Below are 19,375 nucleotides of genomic sequence, written 5' to 3' on the forward strand. Positions count from 1 at the left end.
TAGAGGTCATGACGAAGTACGGATCCTTCCCTGGTACGCGTCCTCGTCGGCTGCGCACCACCCCCGCCATGCGCCGCATGGTCGCCGAGACCCGGCTGCACCCGGCGGACCTGATCCTGCCCGCCTTCGTGCGCGAGGGCGTCGGCGAGCCCGTGCCCATCGCGGCCATGCCCGGTGTCGTGCAGCACACGCGGGACAGCCTGAAGAAGGCCGCGGCCCAGGCCGTGGAGGCCGGGATCTCCGGGATCATGCTCTTCGGGGTGCCGGAGGAGGCCAAGAAGGACGCCCTCGGCACCGCCGGGACCGACCCGGACGGCATCCTCCAGGTCGCCCTGCGGGACGTACGGGCCGAGGTCGGCGACGACCTGCTCGTCATGTCCGACCTGTGCCTGGACGAGTTCACCGATCACGGCCACTGCGGGGTCCTCGACGCCGAGGGCCGGGTGGACAACGACGCCACGCTGGAGCGGTACGCCGAGATGGCGCAGGTCCAGGCCGACGCGGGCGCCCACGTCGTGGGTCCCAGCGGGATGATGGACGGCCAGATCGGTGTGGTGCGCGACGCGCTGGACCAGATCGGCCGCGAGGACGTCGCGATCCTCGCCTACACCGTGAAGTACTCCTCCGCCTTCTACGGGCCCTTCCGCGAGGCCGTCGGTTCCTCGCTCCAGGGTGACCGCAAGACCTACCAGCAGGACCCCGCCAACCTGCGGGAGTCGCTGCGCGAGCTGGCCCTCGACCTGGAGGAGGGCGCCGACATGGTGATGGTCAAGCCGGCCGGCCCCTACCTCGACATCCTCGCCCGGGTCGCCGACGCCGTGGACGTGCCGGTCGCCGCGTACCAGATCTCCGGCGAGTACTCGATGATCGAGGCCGCCGCCGAGAAGGGCTGGGTGGACCGGGACCGGGCCATCCTGGAGAGCCTCACCGGCATCAAGCGGGCCGGGGCGCGCAACATCCTCACCTACTGGGCGGTCGAGGTCGCGCAGAAGCTGCGCTGAGCGTCCGGCTGGTCGGCGGCCGTCGCACACGGCCGCCCCAGCGACGCCGAGTCCGTGGACGGCCCCTCGTCGCGTACGCCCTCACCGTCGTTGCAGCCCGTCAGGGCCGCGGAGGCGGTGATCACGAGCGCCGTCGCGGCGAGCAGCCGGACGCGGAGACGGGCACGGGTGGGGCGTGCGGACATGGGAGATCCCCCTGGAAGCGGGCACGAGCGGTTCTTGCGGTGCGGGACAGCGAAGGCGGCGCGGCGCGGTACGGCGGCGGGCGCGGGTGGTCGGGTCCAGCGTGGTCCGCGGGGGCGCTCTCGCGCCACACCCGGCCGCCGATGCGGGACGCCGGACCGCCACAACCCCCTGTGACCTGCGGCAACGGCGTCCCTGTGGGATGCGGTACGGGACGCGGAACCAGACGTCCGCATCCGGCGCGTCAGAAGTCCACGGCCGGTGCCATGGTGCTCTCCCAGTACGACACCGTCAGCTTGTCGTCGACGAAGACGCCCTGGGCGGGCAGTCGCACCGTGGCGATGGAGCCGTCGTCGAACGGGATCGTCAGGGTGTGCACGGTGTGGCCGTGGCCGCCGTCGCCCGACAGCAGCACGCCCGCGTATCCGGACTGCCCCGGCTCCAGCGTGGTCAGCGCCTGCGGCTTGGTGTCCTCGGCCGTCGGCGGCACCGACTGCGCCTCGCCGAACCGGGTGGCCGGGTACATCGGCAGCATGCAGGTCCTCGAACCGGTGTTGGTCGCGGTCAGCAGCAGGTGGTTGAGGGGACGGGAGACCTCGGCGGCCTTGAGCCGCAGGCTCTTGGCGCCGCACTTGGCCAGCTCGCCCGAGGACGCGTCGGAGGAGCCGGAGGCCTGCGAGCCCTTGCCGGAACCGCCGCCCTTGGCGGTGCCGCCGCTGACGGAGCCGCCCTTCCCGGCGGTGGAGCCCGAACCCGAGCCGGCGCCCGCTCCCGAGCCGGCGCCCGAACCCGTCCCGGCGGGCGACTGCGGGTCGGCGGAGGCGGCGCCCGACGGCTGCTCGTTCTGTACGGACCCCGCGGGGGCGGCGGAGGACGCGGCACCCGCGCCGCTGTCGTCGCCGCCGGCCTGGCAGGCGGTCAGGGACAGCGCGGCGGCGGCGACGGCCGCGGCGGTGAACAGGCGGGTGCGGCGGGGACGGCGGGTGCGGGGGGACAGGGACATGGGAACTCCTTGGTACGCGGTGGTGGAGGACGGCGCTCGGCCCTTCGCCGGGGAGGCGGCCGACGGGAGCGCCGTGTTCGGCTGATCCACAGCTTGTGGGAGGATCCGTCCCGGGTGCCACAGACGCGGCGGCACCCGGGACGGTGGAACGCAGAAACGGGCCCTGAGCTGCGGAAACATCACCCGTCTGGGACGCCGTCCGGGGATGTGAGGAGAGGAAGAGAAGGTGGCGGGGGACGATTTCGCCGGGTTGCTGCGGGAGCTGAAGGAGCGGTCCGGGCTCAGTTACGGAGCGCTCGGCAAGCGCCTGCACATGAGTGCCTCGACCGTGCACCGGTACGTCAGCGGTGACGTCGTACCGACCGACTACGCCCCGGTCGAACGGCTCGCCCGCCTCTGCCGGGCGACCCCCGACGAACTCCTCGAACTGCACCGCCGCTGGGTCCGCGCGGACGCGCTGCGCGGGACGAAGGGGGCGGACCCCGCCGGGGAGGCGACGGCGGAGCCGGCCATCGGGGAACCGGTGGAGGAGAGCGCGCCCGCCTCCGCTCCCGGCGCCGGGCCCGCCCCGGCCCCTGAGCCCTCCCTCGCCCCGGCCCCCGGACCCGCCCGCGCGCCCGCCCCCCGCAGGCGCCGTCCCACCGCCCTGCTCGCCGGTGCCGGGATCGCGGTGGTCGCCGCGGTCACCGCGCTCGTGGTGAACCTGGTGCCGGGCGGTCGCTCCGACCCCTCCGGCGCCGCCGGTGACGCTGCCGCGACGGTCTCCTCCACGGGCGCCACCGCCCCGCACACCGTCCCCCCGGCCGGCGGCGCGAGCGCCAGTACGTCCCCCTCGCCCTCACGGCCGGTCTCCTCCTCGCCGTCCCCCTCGGCGCCCGCGCACCGCACCGCCGCCCCGAGCGCCACCGCGTCCCTCGGGAACGGCCGGCCGGGCGCGGTGCCGGTCACGGTCGCCACCACCCCCTACTACTGGGACGTGCCCTGCGAGCAGAGCTTCCTGGTGGACCGCAGCCCGAAGAACGTGCCGCCGCCGGCCGGACTGCAGGACGTGGTCGGCTGGGCCACGCCGCTCGGCGCGGTGGCCGCCGACCACCAGACGGTGGTGCTCACCGTGCAGGGCACCGGCGCCGAGACGGTCGTGCTCCAGGCGCTGCACGTGCGCGTGGTGCGCAGTGAAGCACCGCTGACCTGGAACTCGTACGCCATGGGCAACGGCTGCGGCGGCGGGGTGGACACCAAGTCCTTCGACGTCTCCCTCGACCTCGGCAACCCGCTGGCGCAGCCCATCGGCGGGCAGCGGAACTTCCCGTACAAGGTCAACGAGTCCGACCCCGAGGTCTTCTACGTCAACGGGCACACCACCGGACACGACGTCAGCTGGTACCTGGAGCTGGACTGGTCCAGCGGCGACCGGCACGGCACCGTGCGCGTGGACGACCACGGCAAGCCCTTCCGCACCAGCGGCGCCCCGGGCGACCACTACGTCAATCCGCTGGGCGGCCACGGCTGGGAACGGGAACTGGGAACCTGAGACCGGGCGGCACGACGTGGCCGTCCCGGGCGCGCCCGAGCGGCGTGCACGGCTGGGTGGCCGGTGATCGGACGGCCTTCCAGGAGCCGCGCCATGCCGGTGGTGCCCTCCGCCACGACCGCTCCCTCCGGCGCGGTCGTGGAGGCTTCCCGAGCGGCCGGCGGGACAAGAAAGGGCGGACGCGGGCTGATGCTCGCGCCCGCCCTCGGTGACAAGCGGGGAGAGCGGAACCCGGGCCGGGTGGTGAGGCCCGGGGGCCGCTCGGTGACCGTCGCCGGTCAGGCCGGATCAGAGCCGCTCAGGCGTCCGGATGCCCAGCAGCGCCATGCCCTGGTGCAGCGTGCGGGCCGTGACGTCGCACAGGAACAGGCGGTTCTCCACCTGTTCGGGCGTCTCGGCCTTCAGCACCGGGCACTTGTCGTAGAACGTCGTGTAGAAGGACGCGAGCTGGTAGAGGTAGGCCGTCAGCTTGTGCGGGGCGTACTCGGCGGCCGCCTCCGCGACCGTCTCCGCGAACTGGTCGGCGTGCAGCCCGAGGGCCCGCTCGGCCGGGGACAGTTCCAGCTCCGGGTGCGCCGCCGGGCGCACCTCGCCCGCCTTGCGCAGGATCGACTGGATACGGGCGTACGCGTACTGGAGGTAGACGGACGTGTCGCCGTTGAGCGAGACCATCTGGTCCAGGTCGAACTTGTAGTCCCGGCTCGCCGACGTCGACAGGTCCGCGTACTTCACCGCGCCGATGCCCACCTGGGCGCCGCGCTCGGCGATCTCCTCCTCGGACAGGTCCAGCGACTTCTCGCGCACCACCGCCGAGGCGCGGTCGATCGCCTCGTCGAGCAGGTCGACCAGGCGGACCGTCTCGCCCTCACGCGTCTTGAACGGCTTGCCGTCCTTGCCGAGGACCGTGCCGAAGGCGAGCTGCTGCGCCTTCACGTCCTCGCCCAGCCAGCCCGCCCTGCGCGCCGTCTCGAAGACCATCTTGAAGTGCAGGGACTGGCGGGCGTCCACCACGTAGAGCAGGGTGTCGGCCTTCAGGTTGAAGACGCGGTCGCGGATCGCGGAGAGGTCGGTGGCCGCGTAGCCGTAGCCGCCGTCGGACTTCTGGACGATCAGCGGGACCAGGTTGCCGTCCGGGCCCTTGATGTCGTCGAAGAAGACGCACAGCGCGCCCTCCGAGCGGACCGCGACGCCGGACTCCTCCAGCAGGCGGCAGGTCTCGGCCAGCATGTCGTTGTAACCGGACTCGCCGACGATGTCCGCGTCCCGGATCTCCATGTCCAGCTTCTCGAAGACGGAGAAGAAGTAGATCTTCGACTCGTCGACGAACTTCTGCCACATCGCGAGGGTGTGCGGCTCGCCCGCCTGGAGGTCGACCACCCGGCGCCGGGCGCGGGTCTTGAACTCCTCGTCGGCGTCGAACTTCTTGCGCGCGGCCTTGTAGAGGCGGTCCAGGTTGGACATCGCCTCCTCACCGCTGACCTCGCCGGCCTCGTGGTCCAGCTCGTGCGGGTGCTCGTCCAGGTACTGGATGAGCATGCCGAACTGGGTGCCCCAGTCGCCGATGTGGTGGCGGCGCACCACGTTCTCCCCGGTGAACTCCAGGAGCTGCACCACCGAGTCGCCGATCACCGCGGAGCGCAGGTGGCCGACGTGCATCTCCTTGGCCACGTTGGGCTGGGCGTAGTCGATGACCGTGGTGCCCGGGTGGCCGGCCTGCGGCACACCGAGGCGGCCGGCCGGGTCGGTGGCGCGCGCGGCCAGGTTCTCCGTGATCGCCCTGTCGGTGACGGTGATGTTGAGGAAGCCGGGTCCGGAGACCTCGATGTCCTTGATCACGTCACCGGCGGTCACCCGCTCCACGACCTGCGCCGCCAGCTCGCGCGGGTTGGCCTTCGCCTTCTTGGCCAGCGCCAGGATGCCGTTGGCCTGGAAGTCCGCCCGGTCGCTTCGTCGCAGCAGCGGGTCCGCGTCGGCGGTCTCCGGCAGGGCGGCGGAGAGGGCGTTCGCGAGGCGCTGGTGGACGGAGGCGGTGAGGGACGTGACCGAGGCCATAGGAATGGGTGCCGTTCTCCTCGTGGGGATGGACAGTCACGGCCAGTATCCCATGGGGGGCAAAGCGAATTTTCCCGCCGCCCGGCCAACCCCGGCGTCCGCGGACCCGTCCAACGCGGTGATAAGGCGTTTTCGTGGATGCCGACCCTCCTGGGACAATGGAGCGGTCAGCCGTGCGACCGCATTGGCAGCTCACGGAGAACTTCAGGAAAGAGGACGTGCCGATCGTGGCTCAGAGCACCGAGACCACCGACTGGGTCTCCCGTTTCGCGGATGAGGTCATCGAGGAGTCGGAGCGTCGGGCCCCCGGCAAACCCGTTGTCGTCGCGTCCGGGCTCTCCCCCTCCGGTCCCATCCACCTGGGCAACCTGCGCGAGGTCATGACCCCGCACCTGGTCGCCGACGAGATCCGCCGCCGCGGCCACCAGGTGCGGCACCTGATCTCCTGGGACGACTACGACCGGTACCGCAAGGTCCCGGCGGGCGTCCCCGGCGTCGACGAGTCGTGGGCCGAGCACATCGGCAAGCCGCTGACCTCGGTCCCCGCCCCCGCGGGCTCGCAGCACCCGAACTGGGCCGAGCACTTCAAGGCCGCGATGACCGCCTCGCTGGCCGAGCTGGGCGTGGAGTTCGACGGCATCAGCCAGACCGCGCAGTACACCTCCGGTGTCTACCGCGAGCAGGTCCTGCACGCGATGAAGCACCGCGGCGACATCGACGCGATCCTCGCCCAGTACCGCACCAAGCCGAAGGCCGGCGCCAAGAAGCAGCAGAAGCCGGTCGACGAGGCCGAGCTGGAGGCCGCCGAGGGCTCGGGCGCCGCCGCCGAGGACGACGGCAGCTCCGGCTCCGCCGGGTACTTCCCGTACAAGCCGTACTGCGGCAACTGCGAGAAGGACCTGACGACCGTCACCTCCTACGACGACGACTCCACCGAGCTGACCTACACCTGCACGGTGTGCGCCTTCTCGGAGACCGTCCGGCTCAGCGAGTTCAACCGCGGCAAGCTGGTCTGGAAGGTCGACTGGCCGATGCGCTGGGCGTACGAGGGCGTGATCTTCGAGCCGTCCGGCGTCGACCACTCCTCGCCCGGCTCGTCCTTCCAGGTCGGCGGACAGATCGTCGGCATCTTCGGCGGCAAGCAGCCCATCGGCCCGATGTACGCCTTCGTCGGGATCTCCGGCATGGCGAAGATGTCCTCGTCCAAGGGCGGGGTGCCCACGCCCGGCGACGCGCTCCAGATCATGGAGCCGCAGCTCCTGCGCTGGCTGTACGCCCGCCGCCGCCCCAACCAGTCCTTCAAGATCGCCTTCGACCAGGAGATCCAGCGGCTGTACGACGAGTGGGACAAGCTCGCCGCGAAGGTGGCCGACGGCTCCGCGCTGCCCGGTGACGTCGCCGCGTACACGCGCGCGGTCGGCACCGCCGCCGGCGAACTGCCGAAGACCGCCCGCCCGCTGCCGTACCGCACGCTCGCCTCCGTCGCCGACATCACCGCCGGCCACCAGGACCAGGCGCTGCGGATCCTGTCCGAGCTGGACCCGGCGAACCCGCTGGGCTCGCTGGACGAGGCCCGCCCCCGGTACGACAAGGCCGAGGCGTGGATCAACACCCACGTCCCCGCCGAGGCCCGCACCATCGTCCGCGACGAGCCCGACACCGACCTGCTCAAGTCCCTCGACGAGGCCTCCCGGCAGTCCCTGCGCCTGCTGCTCGACGGCCTCGCCGAGCACTGGTCGCTGGACGGGCTCACCCACCTCGTCTACGGGGTGCCCAAGGTCCAGGCCGGGTTCTCCGCCGACGCCACGCCCAAGGAGCTGCCGCCGGAGATCAAGACCGCCCAGCGGACGTTCTTCGCGCTCCTCTACCACCTGCTCGTCGGCCGCGACACCGGCCCGCGCCTGCCCACGCTGCTGCTCGCCGTGGGCCAGGAGCGGGTCCGGACGCTGCTCGGCGCGTAGGCCCGCGGGACGCCGTACGGGAAGGGGCCCTCCAGGCGGAGGGCCCCTTCCCGTCGCCTGCCGCCGTGGCTAGGCGATGTGCTCTTCCATCAGCTCTTCGTTGAGACGGGCCGTGAACAGGTCCATGTACTTGCCCAGCTCACGGGAGTTCAGCCGTACCCCGTACGCCGCCTCGACGTTCGCGGCGAAGGTGCCGGGCGTCGGCATGCCCTCGCCCTCTATCGAGTACCGGAACACCTGGTACAGGCCCTCCTCGTCCGGCGCCTGCGCGGGAGTGCCGCCGCCGTCGCCCAGCTCACGGGTGCGGCCCGGGCCGGCGGGGACGGGGAAGCCGCCCGTGTCCTCGGAAGAGGGCTGCGGGGCGGGCTGCCGCGGCGCGTGCTGCCCGGGGTGCTGCGGCGCGTGCTGCGCCGGTTGCTCGGGCCGGTGTTCGGGGTGGTCCGGCTGCTGCTCCTCGTACCACTCCTCGTACGGCGGCTCCGGGCCGTAGGACGGCTCCGGCTCGTACGTCGGGTCGTACCCGCCGTGGTAGTCGATCTGCCGCTGCGACTGGAACCACGGGCTCTCCTCCGGGTCCGGCACGTACGCCTGCTGCTCCGGCTCCGGGCCGCGCTCGGCCACCAGCGCCCGCGGCCCGGAGCCGCCCGGCACCGCCGCCCGCTGCGCGTCGGCCGTCACCACCGGCTGCGGCGCGGGCGCCGGCGGGAGCAGCACCGGCTCGATCCCGGCCGCCGCCAGCCCCGCCGGGGCCGTCTCCGCCAGCGGCACCCCGTAACGGGCCAGCCGCAGCGGCATCAGCGACTCCACCGGCGCCTTCCTGCGCCACGCCCGGCCGAACCGGGAGCGCAGCCGCGCCTGGTAGACCAGCCGCTCCTGCTCCAGCTTGATCACCTGCTCGTAGGAGCGCAGCTCCCACAGCTTCATCCGCCGCCACAGCAGGAACGTCGGCAGCGGCGACAGCAGCCAGCGGGTGAGGCGGACACCCTCCATGTGCTTGTCGGCGGTGATGTCCGCGATCCGGCCGACCGCGTGCCGCGCCGCCTCCACGGCGACCACGAACAGCACCGGGATCACCGCGTGCATGCCCACGCCCAGCGGGTCCGGCCAGGCGGCGGCGCCGTTGAACGCGATCGTCGCCGCCGTCAGCAGCCACGCCGTCTGGCGCAGCAGCGGGAAGGGGATCCGGATCCAGGTCAGCAGCAGGTCCAGCGCGAGCAGCACGCAGATGCCCGCGTCGATGCCGATCGGGAACACATAACTGAAGTCCCCGAAGCCCTTCTTGATGGCCAGCTCGCGCACGGCCGCGTACGAACCGGCGAAGCCGATACCGGCGATGATCACGGCGCCGGTCACGACCACGCCGATGAGAACCCGGTGCATCCGAGTCAGCTGCAGTGGCGCGGCCACTCGTACTCCCCTCCCCTTACGTCCTGTTGCGCGCAACAGAGTGGCACATCTGTCCGGGGAACGGTTGTCCGGATCCGATGACCCGCCGCGCTCAGCGGTCGTCCGACGCCTTGGACGCGGACTGCGACGCCGACGGCGAAGCGGACTTGGACGCCGGTCCGGAGGGCGACGTGGACGGCGTGCCCGACGCCGACCCGGACGCCGGCTTCCCCGACGAGCCCTCACCCGAACCCGCCGAACCCGTCCCGGTGCCGCCGTTGGCCTCGGTCACCGAAGCCACCACCTCCTTGGCGGCCTTCACCGCGTCCTTCGACAGGTCGTCCGCGTCCGGCGCCTTGTCACCGGCCAGTCCGGCGCCGTTGTAGTCCAGCGTGACCACCACGTTCTCGACCCGGGCCACGACCGTCTGCTGCTTGAAGGTGCCTTCCTTCTTCTTCAGGTCGTAGCGCACCGCCGTCGCCTCGTCGCCCGTCCCGGACACCGGCTGCGACTTGGTGTTCTTCGCGTCCGCCACGGCCTGCGCGTCCCCCACCTGCTTGCGGTAGAACACCTGCGCCTGCTCCTCGCCCGTGCCGCGCGCCGTGTCGGACTCGAAGCGCAGCAGGGACACGTTCAGCCAGCGGTACTGAGAGCCCTTCACCCCGTTGTTGTCCAGGCCGTTCCACGAGCAGCTGGACCGGGTGCCCACGTCGCTCGACGTGCCCGCCTTCGCGGACTTCGCGCCCCGGGGGACCAGGTCGTCCAGCGTCTTGCGCGCCAGCACCTTGCACGCGTCCGGCAGCTTGGCGTACTTCGCCGGCTGCACGGTCGGCGAAGCGCTCGGGCTCGCCGACGTCTTCGCGCCGGCCGCGGGACTCTTCGACGCGTCGTCCGAACCCGGATTCGAGTCCGAGGAGGAGCAGGCCGCCGCCAGCAGCAGCACGGGCACCGCACCCGCGCAGACGAGGGCACGGTGCAGCCGCTTCGCCCGCGGGCCGCGTCCCTCCCGCTGATCACGCCGGTCACGCTGTTCTCGCTGAGCTGCTCGCTGCATGGTTCCTTCACTCATGACGCTCGTGGTTCCCTGCGTTCTGATCGGGTGCGGGTCCGGCCGGGTGCGGTCCGACCGGGGCCGGGAGGGCCACCGTACGCAATCGGTCAGCCGCGTGGTCCGCCTTCCCCGGGAGCACGGCACCGCGCCAAGTGCCGCCCCCGGCACGTCAACCGCCCAGCGAACCCGCCAGCTGCGCCGCCAGTTTCCGGGCCTTGTCCTGCATTTCCTTGCTGTCCGGGACGACGCCGACGGCGGTCGGCTGCTCCTCGTACTCGATGGTCACGATCACGTTCGACGTGCGGAACGCCACAGTCACCGTCCGCTGCTTGACCGTCGAACCGGAGCTGCTGAGGGTGTCGTCCACGAAGGCCTCGTCGCCGAGGTCGTCGAGCGTGCGGGGCTGCACCTCGGCCGGATCGGACGCCGGGGCGGAGGCCGAGGAGGAGGGGGAGGAGGGGGCCGTGGAGGAGCCCGAGGCCGGGGCGGTCGGGGTGCCGCCGGAGTCGCCGCCCGCCGGCGCACCGGCCGCCGTGCCCGTGCCCGTTCCCGTCGCGGAGCCCGAGCCGGTGGCGGAGGCGGGCGGCGCGGGCAGGTCCGCTGCCGTCTGCTTGGTGGCGAAGACCGCCTCGGCCTGGCTGTCGTCGCTCACGGCGTTGTCGTAGGAGACGACCCGCTCGAAGTCGACGTGGAGGTGGTCGGTGGCGTCCGCGGAGTCCACCTTCCAGCGGCAGCCGACCTTGCGTTCGGTGTCGTAGGTGAGCGTGGCCTCGCCGTCGTAGGCCTTCTCCCGCTGGTCCGGGTCCGTGATCTGCTGGATGCCGGGCAGCAGCGCGTCCAGGGTGCTGTGGCCGACCGCGCGGCAGGCCTCGGGGAGCGTGCGGTACTTGCCCGGCTGGGCCGCCGCCGTCGCCTTGCCCGGGCCGTCAGCGTTGGCGTTGTCGGCAGGGCCGTCGTCGGACGAGCCGCCGGTGCAGCCGGCCAGCAGCAGCGCCGCGAGCAACGCGGCCGGGCCGGATACGTACGCCTTCCGCAGCACGGTCAGGCTCCTCTCGACGATGTCGGGCCGGGGTGCCCCGCCCCGGTTATTCGCTTGCCGGCCGGGGGCGTCTCCTGGAGACAATGTCTATCGCACGCACTGCCGTGGACGCCGGTCCGATGCCCTGTTTCGTCGACCTTGGCGCCGGTATTGCGATTCACCGCTTCTGAGACTTCTGTTTGTTTTCCGGGGGAATGAGGACGATATGTCGTACGTGGAAATGCCGGGCGCGAAGGTCCCCATCCGTATGTGGACCGACCCCGCCTCGGTCGAGGACGTGGCGCTGCGCCAGCTGCAGAACGTCGCCACCCTCCCCTGGATCGAGGGCCTGGCCGTCATGCCCGACGTGCACTACGGCAAGGGCGCGACCGTCGGCTCCGTCATCGCCATGCGGGGCGCGGTCTGCCCCGCGGCGGTGGGCGTGGACATCGGCTGCGGCATGTCCGCGGTCAGGACCTCCCTGACCGCGAACGACCTGCCCGGCGACCTGTCGCGGCTGCGCACGAAGATCGAGCAGGCCATCCCGGTGGGCCGCGGCATGCACGACGACCCGCTCGACCCGGGCCGCTTCCACGGGCTGCCCACGGCCGGCTGGGACGGGTTCTGGGCGCGGTTCGACGGGGTGGCGGAAGCGGTCAGGTTCCGCCAGGAACGCGCCATCAAGCAGATGGGAACGCTTGGCGGGGGCAACCATTTCGTCGAAGTCTGCACAGACACGTCCGGTTCCGTCTGGCTCATGCTCCACTCCGGTTCCCGCAACATCGGCAAGGAACTGGCCGAGCACCACATCGGCGTCGCGCAGAAGCTCCCGCACAACCAGGGCCTGGTCGACCGCGATCTGGCGGTCTTCGTCGCGGACACCCCGCAGATGGCCGCGTACCGCACGGACCTGTTCTGGGCGCAGGAGTACGCCAAGTACAACCGCACGCTGATGATGGCGCTGCTGAAGGACGTGGTCCGCAAGGAGTTCAAGAAGGCCGGGCCGGTCTTCGAGCCGGAGATCTCCTGCCACCACAACTACGTGGCCGAGGAGCGCTACGACGGCATGGACCTGCTGGTCACCCGCAAGGGCGCGATCCGCGCCGGGGCGGGCGAGTACGGCATCATCCCCGGCTCGATGGGCACCGGCTCGTACATCGTGAAGGGCCTCGGCAACGAGAAGGCCTTCAACTCCGCCTCGCACGGCGCCGGCCGCCGCATGAGCCGCAACGCCGCCAAGCGCCGCTTCTCCACGAAGGACCTGGAGGAGCAGACGCGGGGCGTGGAGTGCCGCAAGGACTCCGGCGTGGTCGACGAGATCCCCGGTGCCTACAAGCCGATCGAGCAGGTCATCGACCAGCAGCGGGACCTCGTCGAGGTCGTGGCGAAGCTGAAGCAGGTCGTGTGCGTGAAGGGCTGAGGGCCCGTCAGTCCCGCAGCCGCTTCTCCATGAGGGTGACCGCGTACGGGCTGCCCGTGCCGTCGGTCTTCACGGGCTGCTCGCCGACGGCCGTGTAGCCCGCCGCCTCGTAGTAGGCGCGCAGACGGGGGTTGGAGGACAGGCAGTCGAGGCGGGCGTGGCTGCGGCCGGCGGCGGCGATGCGGGACTCGGCCTCGGCCAGCAGAGCGCGGCCGGCGGCGGGCGGTGCCGTGTGCGGCATGGTCATGAGGCGGTGGATGTAACCGGCCTCCGGGGGGCGGGGGCCCCAGGCGGCGGGGTCGTCCCACCACAGTTCCCAGGCGCCGGCCAGGTCGTCCCCCGCGTACGCCAGCCACACCTCGCCCTCGCGCATGCGGGTGACGAAGTGGGCCTCGTCCTTCTCGCCGGGCTTCCACTGGTCGATGCCGCGGGCCAGTTGCCGCAGGGCGGCCGTGTCGCGCAGGCGCACCAGGAGCGGGGCGTCGGCGGGGACGGCCGGGCGGTAGGTCAGGGCCGGCCAGGACGTGGGGACGGGCTCCAGCAGGTGCGCCCGGAGGGTGGCGGTGAGGACCTGCGCGTCGAGTTCCAGCGCGTCGCTCACGTACCCCTCGACCGAGCCGTACTTCGCCTTCAGCGCGGCCAGGAACAGGCGCATCACCGCGGCGGGCGCGCGGCCGTATCCCGGCCAGTCCGGGGAGCGGCCGCCGTTCCTGGCCCGCCAGTCGGCCAGCAGGGCCCCGGTGGCCAGCTCGGTGAGGGTGAAGTCCTCGACGACCACCGGCTCGGGGACGCCGAGGAGGGAGAGGACCAGGGCGGCCATCTCGCCCGTGCGGTCCTTGCCGGAGGCGCAGTGGAAGACCAGCGGGGTACCGGAGACGGCCGCGTCGCTGATCAGCTCCAGGGCCTCGCGGATCTCCTTGGTGCCGTCCTCGGCCACCTCCATGTACCGCTCCGCCAGGTACGGTCCCGGTTCCACCTCCGGGCCCAGGGCCGGCTGGTCGTACGGGCGGTGCTCGATGCTCAGGTTGTGGTAGGCGAAGGACGGGTGCTCCGGCACGCGGCCCTGGCGGTCGACCTCCCAGCCGTGGCGCAGGTCGATCACCGTGCCGATGCCGAGGGCGAGGAACCGGTCCCAGTCGGCGGTGCCCGGGCGCAGCTTGCCGAGGCCGTCCGCGCGGAAGAGGCGGCGCGGAACGACCCGCCGGCCGTCGTCGGTGGCGTACCCGCCGAGGTCGCGCATGTTGCGCAGGGCGTCGAAGCGTATGTGTCTGTCCACGGTCGGTCACCCTACGGCCGGGAGGGCGGTCCCGGCCGGGGATTCACTTCGCGTGCCGCACTGCGTAGATCATGACGAAGGCGACGACGTGGATGCCGAAGAGGAAGTAGCCGAGGTAGTACCAGACGTAGCGCTCACGCTTCTTCTCCTCGGCCAGGCGCCGCTGCTCGGCGGCCCGGTCCCGGCCGGGAGCACCCTGCGCGGGGGTGTCCCGCGCGGGGGCTGCCTGTCCGGGCGGGTGCTCGGGAGTGTCCCGCGGTGTCGTCAGCGGTCTCACCGCTCCCGGTGGACCTTGGTGTTCGACGCCTGGGCGCGCGGACGCACGACCAGCAGGTCGATGTTGACGTGGCTGGGACGGGTCACGGCCCAGGTGATGGTGTCCGCGACGTCGTCGGCGGTCAGCGGCTCGGCGACGCCCTCGTAGACCTTGGCGGCCTTCTGCCGGTCGCCGCCGAAGCGGGTGAGCGCGAACTCCTCCGTCATGACCATGCCGGGTGCGACCTCGATGACCCGGACCGGCTGGCCGACGATCTCCAGGCGCAGGGTCTCGGCCAGGACGTGCTCGCCGTGCTTGGCGGCGACGTACCCGGCGCCGCCCTCGTAGGTGCCGTGGCCGGCCGTGGAGGAGACGACCACGACGGTGCCGTCGCCGCTCGCGGCGAGCCTGGGCAGCAGGGCCTGGGTGACGTTGAGGGTGCCGATGACGTTCGTCTCGTACATCGTGCGCCAGTCGGCCGGGTCGCCGGTGGCGACCGGGTCGGCGCCGAGCGCGCCGCCCGCGTTGTTGACGAGGACTCCGACGGTCTTGAACGCGGTCGCGAACTCGTCGACGGCCGCGCGGTCGGTGACGTCGAGCTGGTAGGCCGTGGCGGCGTGCCCGGCCGCGGTGATCTCCTCGGCGAGTGCCTCGATGCGGTCCTTGCGGCGGGCGGTCAGCACGACGCGGTAACCGGCGGCGGCGAGCTGCCGGGCCGTGGCGGCGCCGATGCCGCTGCTCGCACCGGTGACGACGGCGATGCGGGAGGCGGCGGACGGTGCGGCGGTGGGCATGGGCTGCTCCTGGGGTTCGTACGCTCGGTTGCGCCCAGGGTAGGGGAACGTCAGCCCCCGTTCCTCGGCGCCCACATGATCAGCGCCATGCCGGCGAGGCAGACCAGGGCGCCCGCCACGTCCCACCGGTCGGGGCGGTAGCCGTCGGCGGCCATGCCCCACAGGATCGAACCGGCGACGAAGATCCCGCCGTACGCGGCGAGGATGCGGCCGAAGTGCGCGTCGGGCTGGAAGGTGGCGACGAACCCGTACGCGCCGAGCGCGAGGACGCCGCCGGCCGCCCACAGCCAGCCGCGGTGCTCGCGCACGCCCTGCCAGACCAGCCAGGCGCCGCCGATCTCGAAGAGGGCGGCGAGGACGAACAGGGCGGCGGAGCGGAGGATCACGGGCATGGCGGCAGCTTCGCATGCGGGCGGGGGCGAGGGCGGGGCCCGGGGCCGGGGGTGCGTGGTGGCCGTACCCGCGTGGTGCCACAACCACCGGTTGTGAGGTTCCTGGCCGTGGTTGTTTGCTCCGGCGGGCGGTGCCGGGCTTGGATGACGCGGTCCGCCGGTCCGCCGGTCCGCCGGTCCGCCGGTCCGCCGGAGGAGCCGGCGCGGGGTCCGCCGTGCGCGGGGTCTGCCGGGAGGGGCCCGGTCTGCCGGGAGGAGCCCGGTGGGCGGGCGCGGTGGGCGGCGTGCGGGCGTGCGGGCGTGCGGTGCATGGGTGTGCGGGCGTGGACGGCGGTTCCGGTGTCGGTGGCATGTGGTGCGGAGGTGTGGGCGTGGCGGTACGGCGGCGGGCGCTGGGGCGGCGGTTCGGGTGGCTGTGGGCGGCCTACGCGGCCAGTACGTTCGGCACGTGGCTGGCGTTCGACGCCTTCGCGCTGATCGCGGTGCTGGTGCTGCACGCCGGATCGGCCGAGGTCTCGGTGCTGTCGGCCGTGGGGCTGGCCGTGGGCGCGGTGGTGGCGGTGCCGCTCGGGCCGTGGATCGAGTTCCGGCGCAAGCGGCCGGTGATGGTCGCGATGGACCTGGTGCGGTGCGCGGCGCTGATGAGCGTGCCGGCCGCCTACGCGCTCGGCGGGCTCGGGTTCGCCCAGTTGCTGGTGGTGTCGGTGGTGGTCGCCGCGGCGGACCTCGCGTTCCGCGCGGCGAGCGGGGCGCACCTCAAGGCCCTGGTGCCGCCGGGTGACCTGCTGGTGGCGAACAGCCGTTTCGAGTCGACGACGTGGACGGCGTCGGTGCTGGGGCCGCCGGTGGGGGGCGCCCTGGTCGGGGCGTTCGGGCCGGTGGTGACGGTGGTGGCCGACGCGGTCAGCTATCTGCTGTCGGCGCTGGGGATCCGTGCGATCGGCGGTACGGAGCCGGCGCCCCCGGCGGGACCCCGGGGCTCCGCGGACCCCGGGGGCCCGGGGGGCAAGGGGCGCGCGCCGGGACTGCGGGCGGGAGAGCTGCTCGACGGCTGGCGGTTCGTGCTGGCGCATCCGGCGCTGCGCCCGCTGTTCTTCCACACGGTGCTGGCCAACTCCCTGATCATGGCGGTGGCGCCGCTGCTCGCCGTCCTGATGCTGGGGCCGCTCGGGTTCGCGCCGTGGCAGTACGGTCTCGCCTTCGCGCTGCCCTGTCTCGGCGGGCTGGCGGGTTCCCGGCTGACGGGGCGGCTGGTGGACCGGTACGGGCAGCGCCGGGTGCTGCTCGCGACGGGTGCGCTGCGGGTGTGCTGGTCGGCCGGGCTGGCCTTCGTCCGGCCGGGGGTGGCCGGGCTCGTGCTGGTGATGGCGGTCGAGCTGGTGCTGATCACCCTCTGTGGGGTGTTCAACCCGGTGTGTTCCACGTACCGCCTGGAACAGACCCCGTCGGACCGGGTCGCCCGGACCCTCTCGGCCTGGTCCGTCACCGGCAAGCTGACCACGGCGGCGACGACCGCCCTGTGGGGACTGCTGGCCGCCCTCGCCGGCACCCGCACCGCCATCGGCCTGGCGGGTCTGCTGCTGCTCGCCACACCGCTGCTGCTGCCGTGGCGCGAAGGGCGGCGGGAGCCGCGGCCGGAGCCGGGGTCGCTGCCCCGGCCCCAGCCGCAGCCGTAGCGCGCGCGGACCCGGAGCGCGGCGCGGGCCCCCTGCCGGGCCGCGCCGCCCACGCTGCCCCGGAGCCACCCGGGCCAAGCCGCCCTCAGCCGCAAGCCGCCCCCGGCCGCTCTGCCCGACCGGCCGCCCTCTGCCGCGCCGGCCACGCTGCCCCGTAGCCGCCCCCAGCCGCACCCCACCGCGGCCGCACCCCGCCCCGGCCGAGCCGCGCTGAGCCAGGCAGCCCCCGGCCGCTCTGCCCGGTGAGCCGCCTTCGGCCGCGCCGCCCACGCTGCCTCGGCGCTGCGTCCGGGCGCACCGCCCCCCGGCGCCCTGCCCTCGGCCGAGCCGTTCCCAGCCGCCGTGCCCGGCCGCCCTGCCCGGCCGGCCGCCCCCGCCCGAGCCCCGCTCCGCCAAGCCGCCCCGGCCGCACCTCCCAGCCTCGCCCCCCGGCCGCCCTGCTCCAGCCGGTCCGCCTCCCAGGCAAGCCCTCTCCCAGTCGAGCCCTCTTCCAGCCGCGGAATACCCGCGGGGTCCGCGCCGTTCAGCGGGGTATAGTTGAACAATCAACAACTTGGAGGGTGAGCGACCATGCAGTTCGGGATCTTCAGCGTCGGTGACGTCACGCCGGACCCCACCACCGGACGGACGCCGAGCGAACGCGAGCGCATCAAGGCCATGGTCGCCATCGCGCTGAAGGCCGAGGAGGTCGGCCTGGACGTCTTCGCGACCGGCGAGCACCACAACCCGCCCTTCGTCCCGTCCTCGCCGACCACGATGCTCGGCTACATAGCCGCGCGCACCGAGCGCCTGGTGCTGTCCACCTCCACCACCCTGATCACCACCAACGACCCGGTGAAGATCGCCGAGGACTTCGCGATGCTCCAGCAGCTCGCCGACGGCCGCGTCGACCTGATGATGGGCCGCGGCAACACCGGCCCGGTCTACCCCTGGTTCGGCAAGGACATCCGCGAGGGCATCAACCTCGCCATCGAGAACTACGCCCTGCTGCACCGGCTGTGGCGCGAGGACGTGGTGAACTGGCAGGGCAAGTTCCGCACCCCGCTCCAGGGGTTCACCTCGACGCCCCGCCCGCTGGACGGCGTACCGCCGTTCGTCTGGCACGGCTCGATCCGCTCCCCGGAGATCGCCGAGCAGGCCGCCTTCTACGGCGACGGCTTCTTCCACAACAACATCTTCTGGCCCGCCGACCACACCAAGCGGATGATCGAGCTGTACCGCTCCCGCTACGCCCACTACGGGCACGGCACCCCCGAGCAGGCCATCGTCGGCCTCGGCGGCCAGGTGTTCATGCGGAAGAACTCCCAGGACGCGGTGCGCGAGTTCCGTCCGTACTTCGACAACGCCCCGGTGTACGGCCACGGGCCCTCCCTGGAGGACTTCACCGCCCAGACACCGCTGACCGTGGGTTCCCCGCAGCAGGTCATCGAGAAGACCCTGTCCTTCCGCGAGTACGCCGGCGACTACCAGCGCCAGCTGTTCCTGATGGACCACGCCGGGCTGCCGCTGAAGACCGTCCTCGAACAGCTCGACCTGCTCGGCGAGGAGGTCGTACCGGTGCTGCGCGAGGAGTTCGCCAAGAACCGTCCGGCGGACGTGCCGGACGCGCCGACCCACACGTCCCTGCTGGCCGCGGCCGCGGAAGCGGCTCCGGAGGAGGCGAGCGCCGTATGAACATCGTCGTCGTGTCGGCGGGACTGAGCGTCCCGTCCTCCACCCGGCTGCTCGGCGACCGGCTGGCCGCCGCGACCGCCGCGCACACGGGCGCGGACGTCCGGGTGGTCGAGGTGCGCGACCTCGCCGTCGACATCGCGCACAACCTCACCAGCGGCTTCCCCGGCCCCGCCCTGGCGGAGGCGCTGGACGCGGTGGCCGGGGCGGACGGCCTGATCGTCGTCACCCCCGTGTTCTCCGCGTCCTACAGCGGGCTGTTCAAGTCCTTCTTCGACGTGCTCGGGGCGCGGGACAAGGACGCCCTGGCCGGCAAGCCGGTACTGGTCGCCGCCACCGGCGGCACCGCCCGCCACTCGATGGTCCTGGACCACGCCCTGCGGCCCCTCTTCTCCTACCTGCGGGCCGTCGTCGTCCCCACCGGTGTCTACGCCGCCTCCGAGGACTGGGGCGCGGAAGGGCTGCCCGAGCGGACCGAACGGGCGGCGGGCGAACTGGCGGCCCTGATGACCGGGCGCCCGGCGCGGCGGGACGGGGCGCCCGGGCGGGCGGCGGACGACCTGACCGTCGTCCCGTTCGCGGAGCAGCTGGCCCGGCTTCGTGGCTGAGGCCCCGCACCCGAAGCCGCCGTACCAGCGGCCCTGCGTCTGAGGCTCTGTGGTCGCAGTTCCGTACCTGAGTACGAAGGTGGACGGGGGCGGCGG

General features: G+C 72.9%; 17 protein-coding genes. 7 read left to right on the plus strand and 10 right to left on the minus strand.

Annotated features, from left to right (window positions below):
- Positions 1–8 precede the first annotated feature (8 nt).
- On the plus strand, positions 9–1,001 hold the full coding sequence (gene hemB, locus IG64_RS31545; protein WP_037862419.1) for a porphobilinogen synthase: 993 nt from the start codon (positions 9–11) through the stop codon (positions 999–1,001).
- Here the strand turns inward: hemB and IG64_RS31550 are convergent.
- Both IG64_RS31550 and IG64_RS31555 read right to left on the minus strand, forming a co-directional pair.
- Positions 965–1,186: a hypothetical protein gene (locus IG64_RS31550; protein WP_037862421.1), complete on the minus strand. Its 222-nt coding sequence runs from the start codon at positions 1,184–1,186 to the stop codon at positions 965–967. The genes hemB and IG64_RS31550 overlap by 37 nt on opposite strands.
- 242 nt (positions 1,187–1,428) lie before the next feature.
- The gene (locus tag IG64_RS31555) at positions 1,429–2,187 is read right to left on the minus strand and encodes a DUF4232 domain-containing protein (RefSeq protein WP_037862423.1); all 759 of its coding nucleotides are present in this window, start codon (positions 2,185–2,187) and stop codon (positions 1,429–1,431) included.
- 226 nt (positions 2,188–2,413) lie between these two features.
- On the opposite strand from IG64_RS31555, the gene IG64_RS31560 reads away from it, so the two are divergent.
- A complete protein-coding gene (locus IG64_RS31560; protein WP_037862425.1) occupies positions 2,414–3,718 on the plus strand; it encodes an XRE family transcriptional regulator in 1,305 nt (434 codons plus the stop codon).
- Between the two features lie 288 nt (positions 3,719–4,006).
- Here the strand turns inward: IG64_RS31560 and argS are convergent, their stop codons facing one another.
- On the minus strand, positions 4,007–5,770 hold the full coding sequence (argS, locus tag IG64_RS31565) for an arginine--tRNA ligase (protein ID WP_037862428.1): 1,764 nt from the start codon (positions 5,768–5,770) through the stop codon (positions 4,007–4,009).
- 218 nt (positions 5,771–5,988) lie between these two features.
- On the opposite strand from argS, the gene lysS reads away from it, so the two are divergent.
- Positions 5,989–7,731 (plus strand): lysine--tRNA ligase, encoded by a 1,743-nt coding sequence (gene lysS / locus IG64_RS31570; RefSeq protein ID WP_037862431.1) that lies wholly within the window; start codon positions 5,989–5,991, stop codon positions 7,729–7,731.
- Between the two features lie 69 nt (positions 7,732–7,800).
- Here lysS and IG64_RS31575 read toward each other — a convergent pair whose 3' ends face one another.
- The 3 genes from IG64_RS31575 to IG64_RS31585 form a co-directional block, all read right to left on the minus strand.
- A complete protein-coding gene (locus tag IG64_RS31575) occupies positions 7,801–9,111 on the minus strand; it encodes a DUF2637 domain-containing protein (protein ID WP_037862434.1) in 1,311 nt (436 codons plus the stop codon).
- A 118-nt stretch (positions 9,112–9,229) separates the two neighbouring features.
- Positions 9,230–10,171 (minus strand): DUF3558 family protein, encoded by a 942-nt coding sequence (locus IG64_RS31580; RefSeq protein WP_107474415.1) that lies wholly within the window; start codon positions 10,169–10,171, stop codon positions 9,230–9,232.
- 166 nt (positions 10,172–10,337) lie between these two features.
- A complete protein-coding gene (locus tag IG64_RS31585) occupies positions 10,338–11,207 on the minus strand; it encodes a hypothetical protein (protein ID WP_037862437.1) in 870 nt (289 codons plus the stop codon).
- 205 nt (positions 11,208–11,412) lie between these two features.
- Here IG64_RS31585 and IG64_RS31590 point away from each other — a divergent pair, with 205 nt between their 5' ends.
- Entirely contained in the window at positions 11,413–12,606 is a 1,194-nt protein-coding gene (locus tag IG64_RS31590) for an RtcB family protein (protein WP_037862440.1), read from the plus strand.
- 7 nt (positions 12,607–12,613) lie between these two features.
- Here the strand turns inward: IG64_RS31590 and IG64_RS31595 are convergent, their stop codons facing one another.
- Genes IG64_RS31595 through IG64_RS31610 form a run of 4 tightly spaced genes read right to left on the minus strand, consistent with a single transcriptional unit; the run spans position 12,614 to position 15,324 of the window.
- Positions 12,614–13,882: a GNAT family N-acetyltransferase gene (locus tag IG64_RS31595; RefSeq protein ID WP_037862442.1), complete on the minus strand. Its 1,269-nt coding sequence runs from the start codon at positions 13,880–13,882 to the stop codon at positions 12,614–12,616.
- 43 nt (positions 13,883–13,925) lie between these two features.
- Positions 13,926–14,150 (minus strand): hypothetical protein, encoded by a 225-nt coding sequence (locus tag IG64_RS31600; RefSeq protein ID WP_037862480.1) that lies wholly within the window; start codon positions 14,148–14,150, stop codon positions 13,926–13,928.
- 5 nt (positions 14,151–14,155) lie between these two features.
- Entirely contained in the window at positions 14,156–14,932 is a 777-nt protein-coding gene (locus IG64_RS31605; protein ID WP_037862444.1) for an SDR family NAD(P)-dependent oxidoreductase, read from the minus strand.
- Positions 14,933–14,982: 50 nt separating this feature from the next.
- Positions 14,983–15,324, minus strand: a complete 342-nt coding sequence (locus IG64_RS31610) for a YnfA family protein (protein ID WP_037862448.1) — start codon at positions 15,322–15,324, stop codon at positions 14,983–14,985.
- A 350-nt stretch (positions 15,325–15,674) separates the two neighbouring features.
- On the opposite strand from IG64_RS31610, the gene IG64_RS31615 reads away from it, so the two are divergent.
- The 3 genes from IG64_RS31615 to IG64_RS31625 all read left to right on the plus strand — a co-directional run bounded on the left by IG64_RS31615 (position 15,675) and on the right by IG64_RS31625 (position 19,279).
- A complete protein-coding gene (locus tag IG64_RS31615) occupies positions 15,675–17,000 on the plus strand; it encodes an MFS transporter (protein WP_051813552.1) in 1,326 nt (441 codons plus the stop codon).
- 570 nt (positions 17,001–17,570) lie between these two features.
- A complete protein-coding gene (locus IG64_RS31620; protein WP_037862451.1) occupies positions 17,571–18,674 on the plus strand; it encodes an LLM class flavin-dependent oxidoreductase in 1,104 nt (367 codons plus the stop codon).
- A complete protein-coding gene (locus IG64_RS31625) occupies positions 18,671–19,279 on the plus strand; it encodes an FMN reductase (RefSeq protein ID WP_037862455.1) in 609 nt (202 codons plus the stop codon). Before IG64_RS31620 ends, IG64_RS31625 begins: the two co-directional genes overlap by 4 nt.
- The last annotated feature ends 96 nt before the right edge of the window (positions 19,280–19,375 follow it).

Source organism: Streptomyces sp. NRRL S-340 (genome assembly GCF_000720185.1).
Classification (GTDB): Bacteria; Actinomycetota; Actinomycetes; order Streptomycetales; family Streptomycetaceae; genus Streptomyces.

Coding starts and splice junctions, on each gene's coding strand:
- IG64_RS31580 (WP_107474415.1), bottom strand. CDS start 10,171: ATGCAGCGAGCAGCTCAGCGAGAACAGCGTGACCGGCGTGATCAGCGG.
- IG64_RS31615 (WP_051813552.1), top strand. CDS start 15,675: ATGTGGTGCGGAGGTGTGGGCGTGGCGGTACGGCGGCGGGCGCTGGGG.
- IG64_RS31625 (WP_037862455.1), top strand. CDS start 18,671: ATGAACATCGTCGTCGTGTCGGCGGGACTGAGCGTCCCGTCCTCCACC.
- argS (WP_037862428.1), bottom strand. CDS start 5,770: ATGGCCTCGGTCACGTCCCTCACCGCCTCCGTCCACCAGCGCCTCGCG.
- IG64_RS31555 (WP_037862423.1), bottom strand. CDS start 2,187: ATGTCCCTGTCCCCCCGCACCCGCCGTCCCCGCCGCACCCGCCTGTTC.
- IG64_RS31550 (WP_037862421.1), bottom strand. CDS start 1,186: ATGTCCGCACGCCCCACCCGTGCCCGTCTCCGCGTCCGGCTGCTCGCC.
- IG64_RS31610 (WP_037862448.1), bottom strand. CDS start 15,324: ATGCCCGTGATCCTCCGCTCCGCCGCCCTGTTCGTCCTCGCCGCCCTC.
- IG64_RS31575 (WP_037862434.1), bottom strand. CDS start 9,111: ATGCACCGGGTTCTCATCGGCGTGGTCGTGACCGGCGCCGTGATCATC.
- IG64_RS31590 (WP_037862440.1), top strand. CDS start 11,413: ATGTCGTACGTGGAAATGCCGGGCGCGAAGGTCCCCATCCGTATGTGG.
- IG64_RS31605 (WP_037862444.1), bottom strand. CDS start 14,932: ATGCCCACCGCCGCACCGTCCGCCGCCTCCCGCATCGCCGTCGTCACC.
- hemB (WP_037862419.1), top strand. CDS start 9: ATGACGAAGTACGGATCCTTCCCTGGTACGCGTCCTCGTCGGCTGCGC.
- IG64_RS31620 (WP_037862451.1), top strand. CDS start 17,571: ATGCAGTTCGGGATCTTCAGCGTCGGTGACGTCACGCCGGACCCCACC.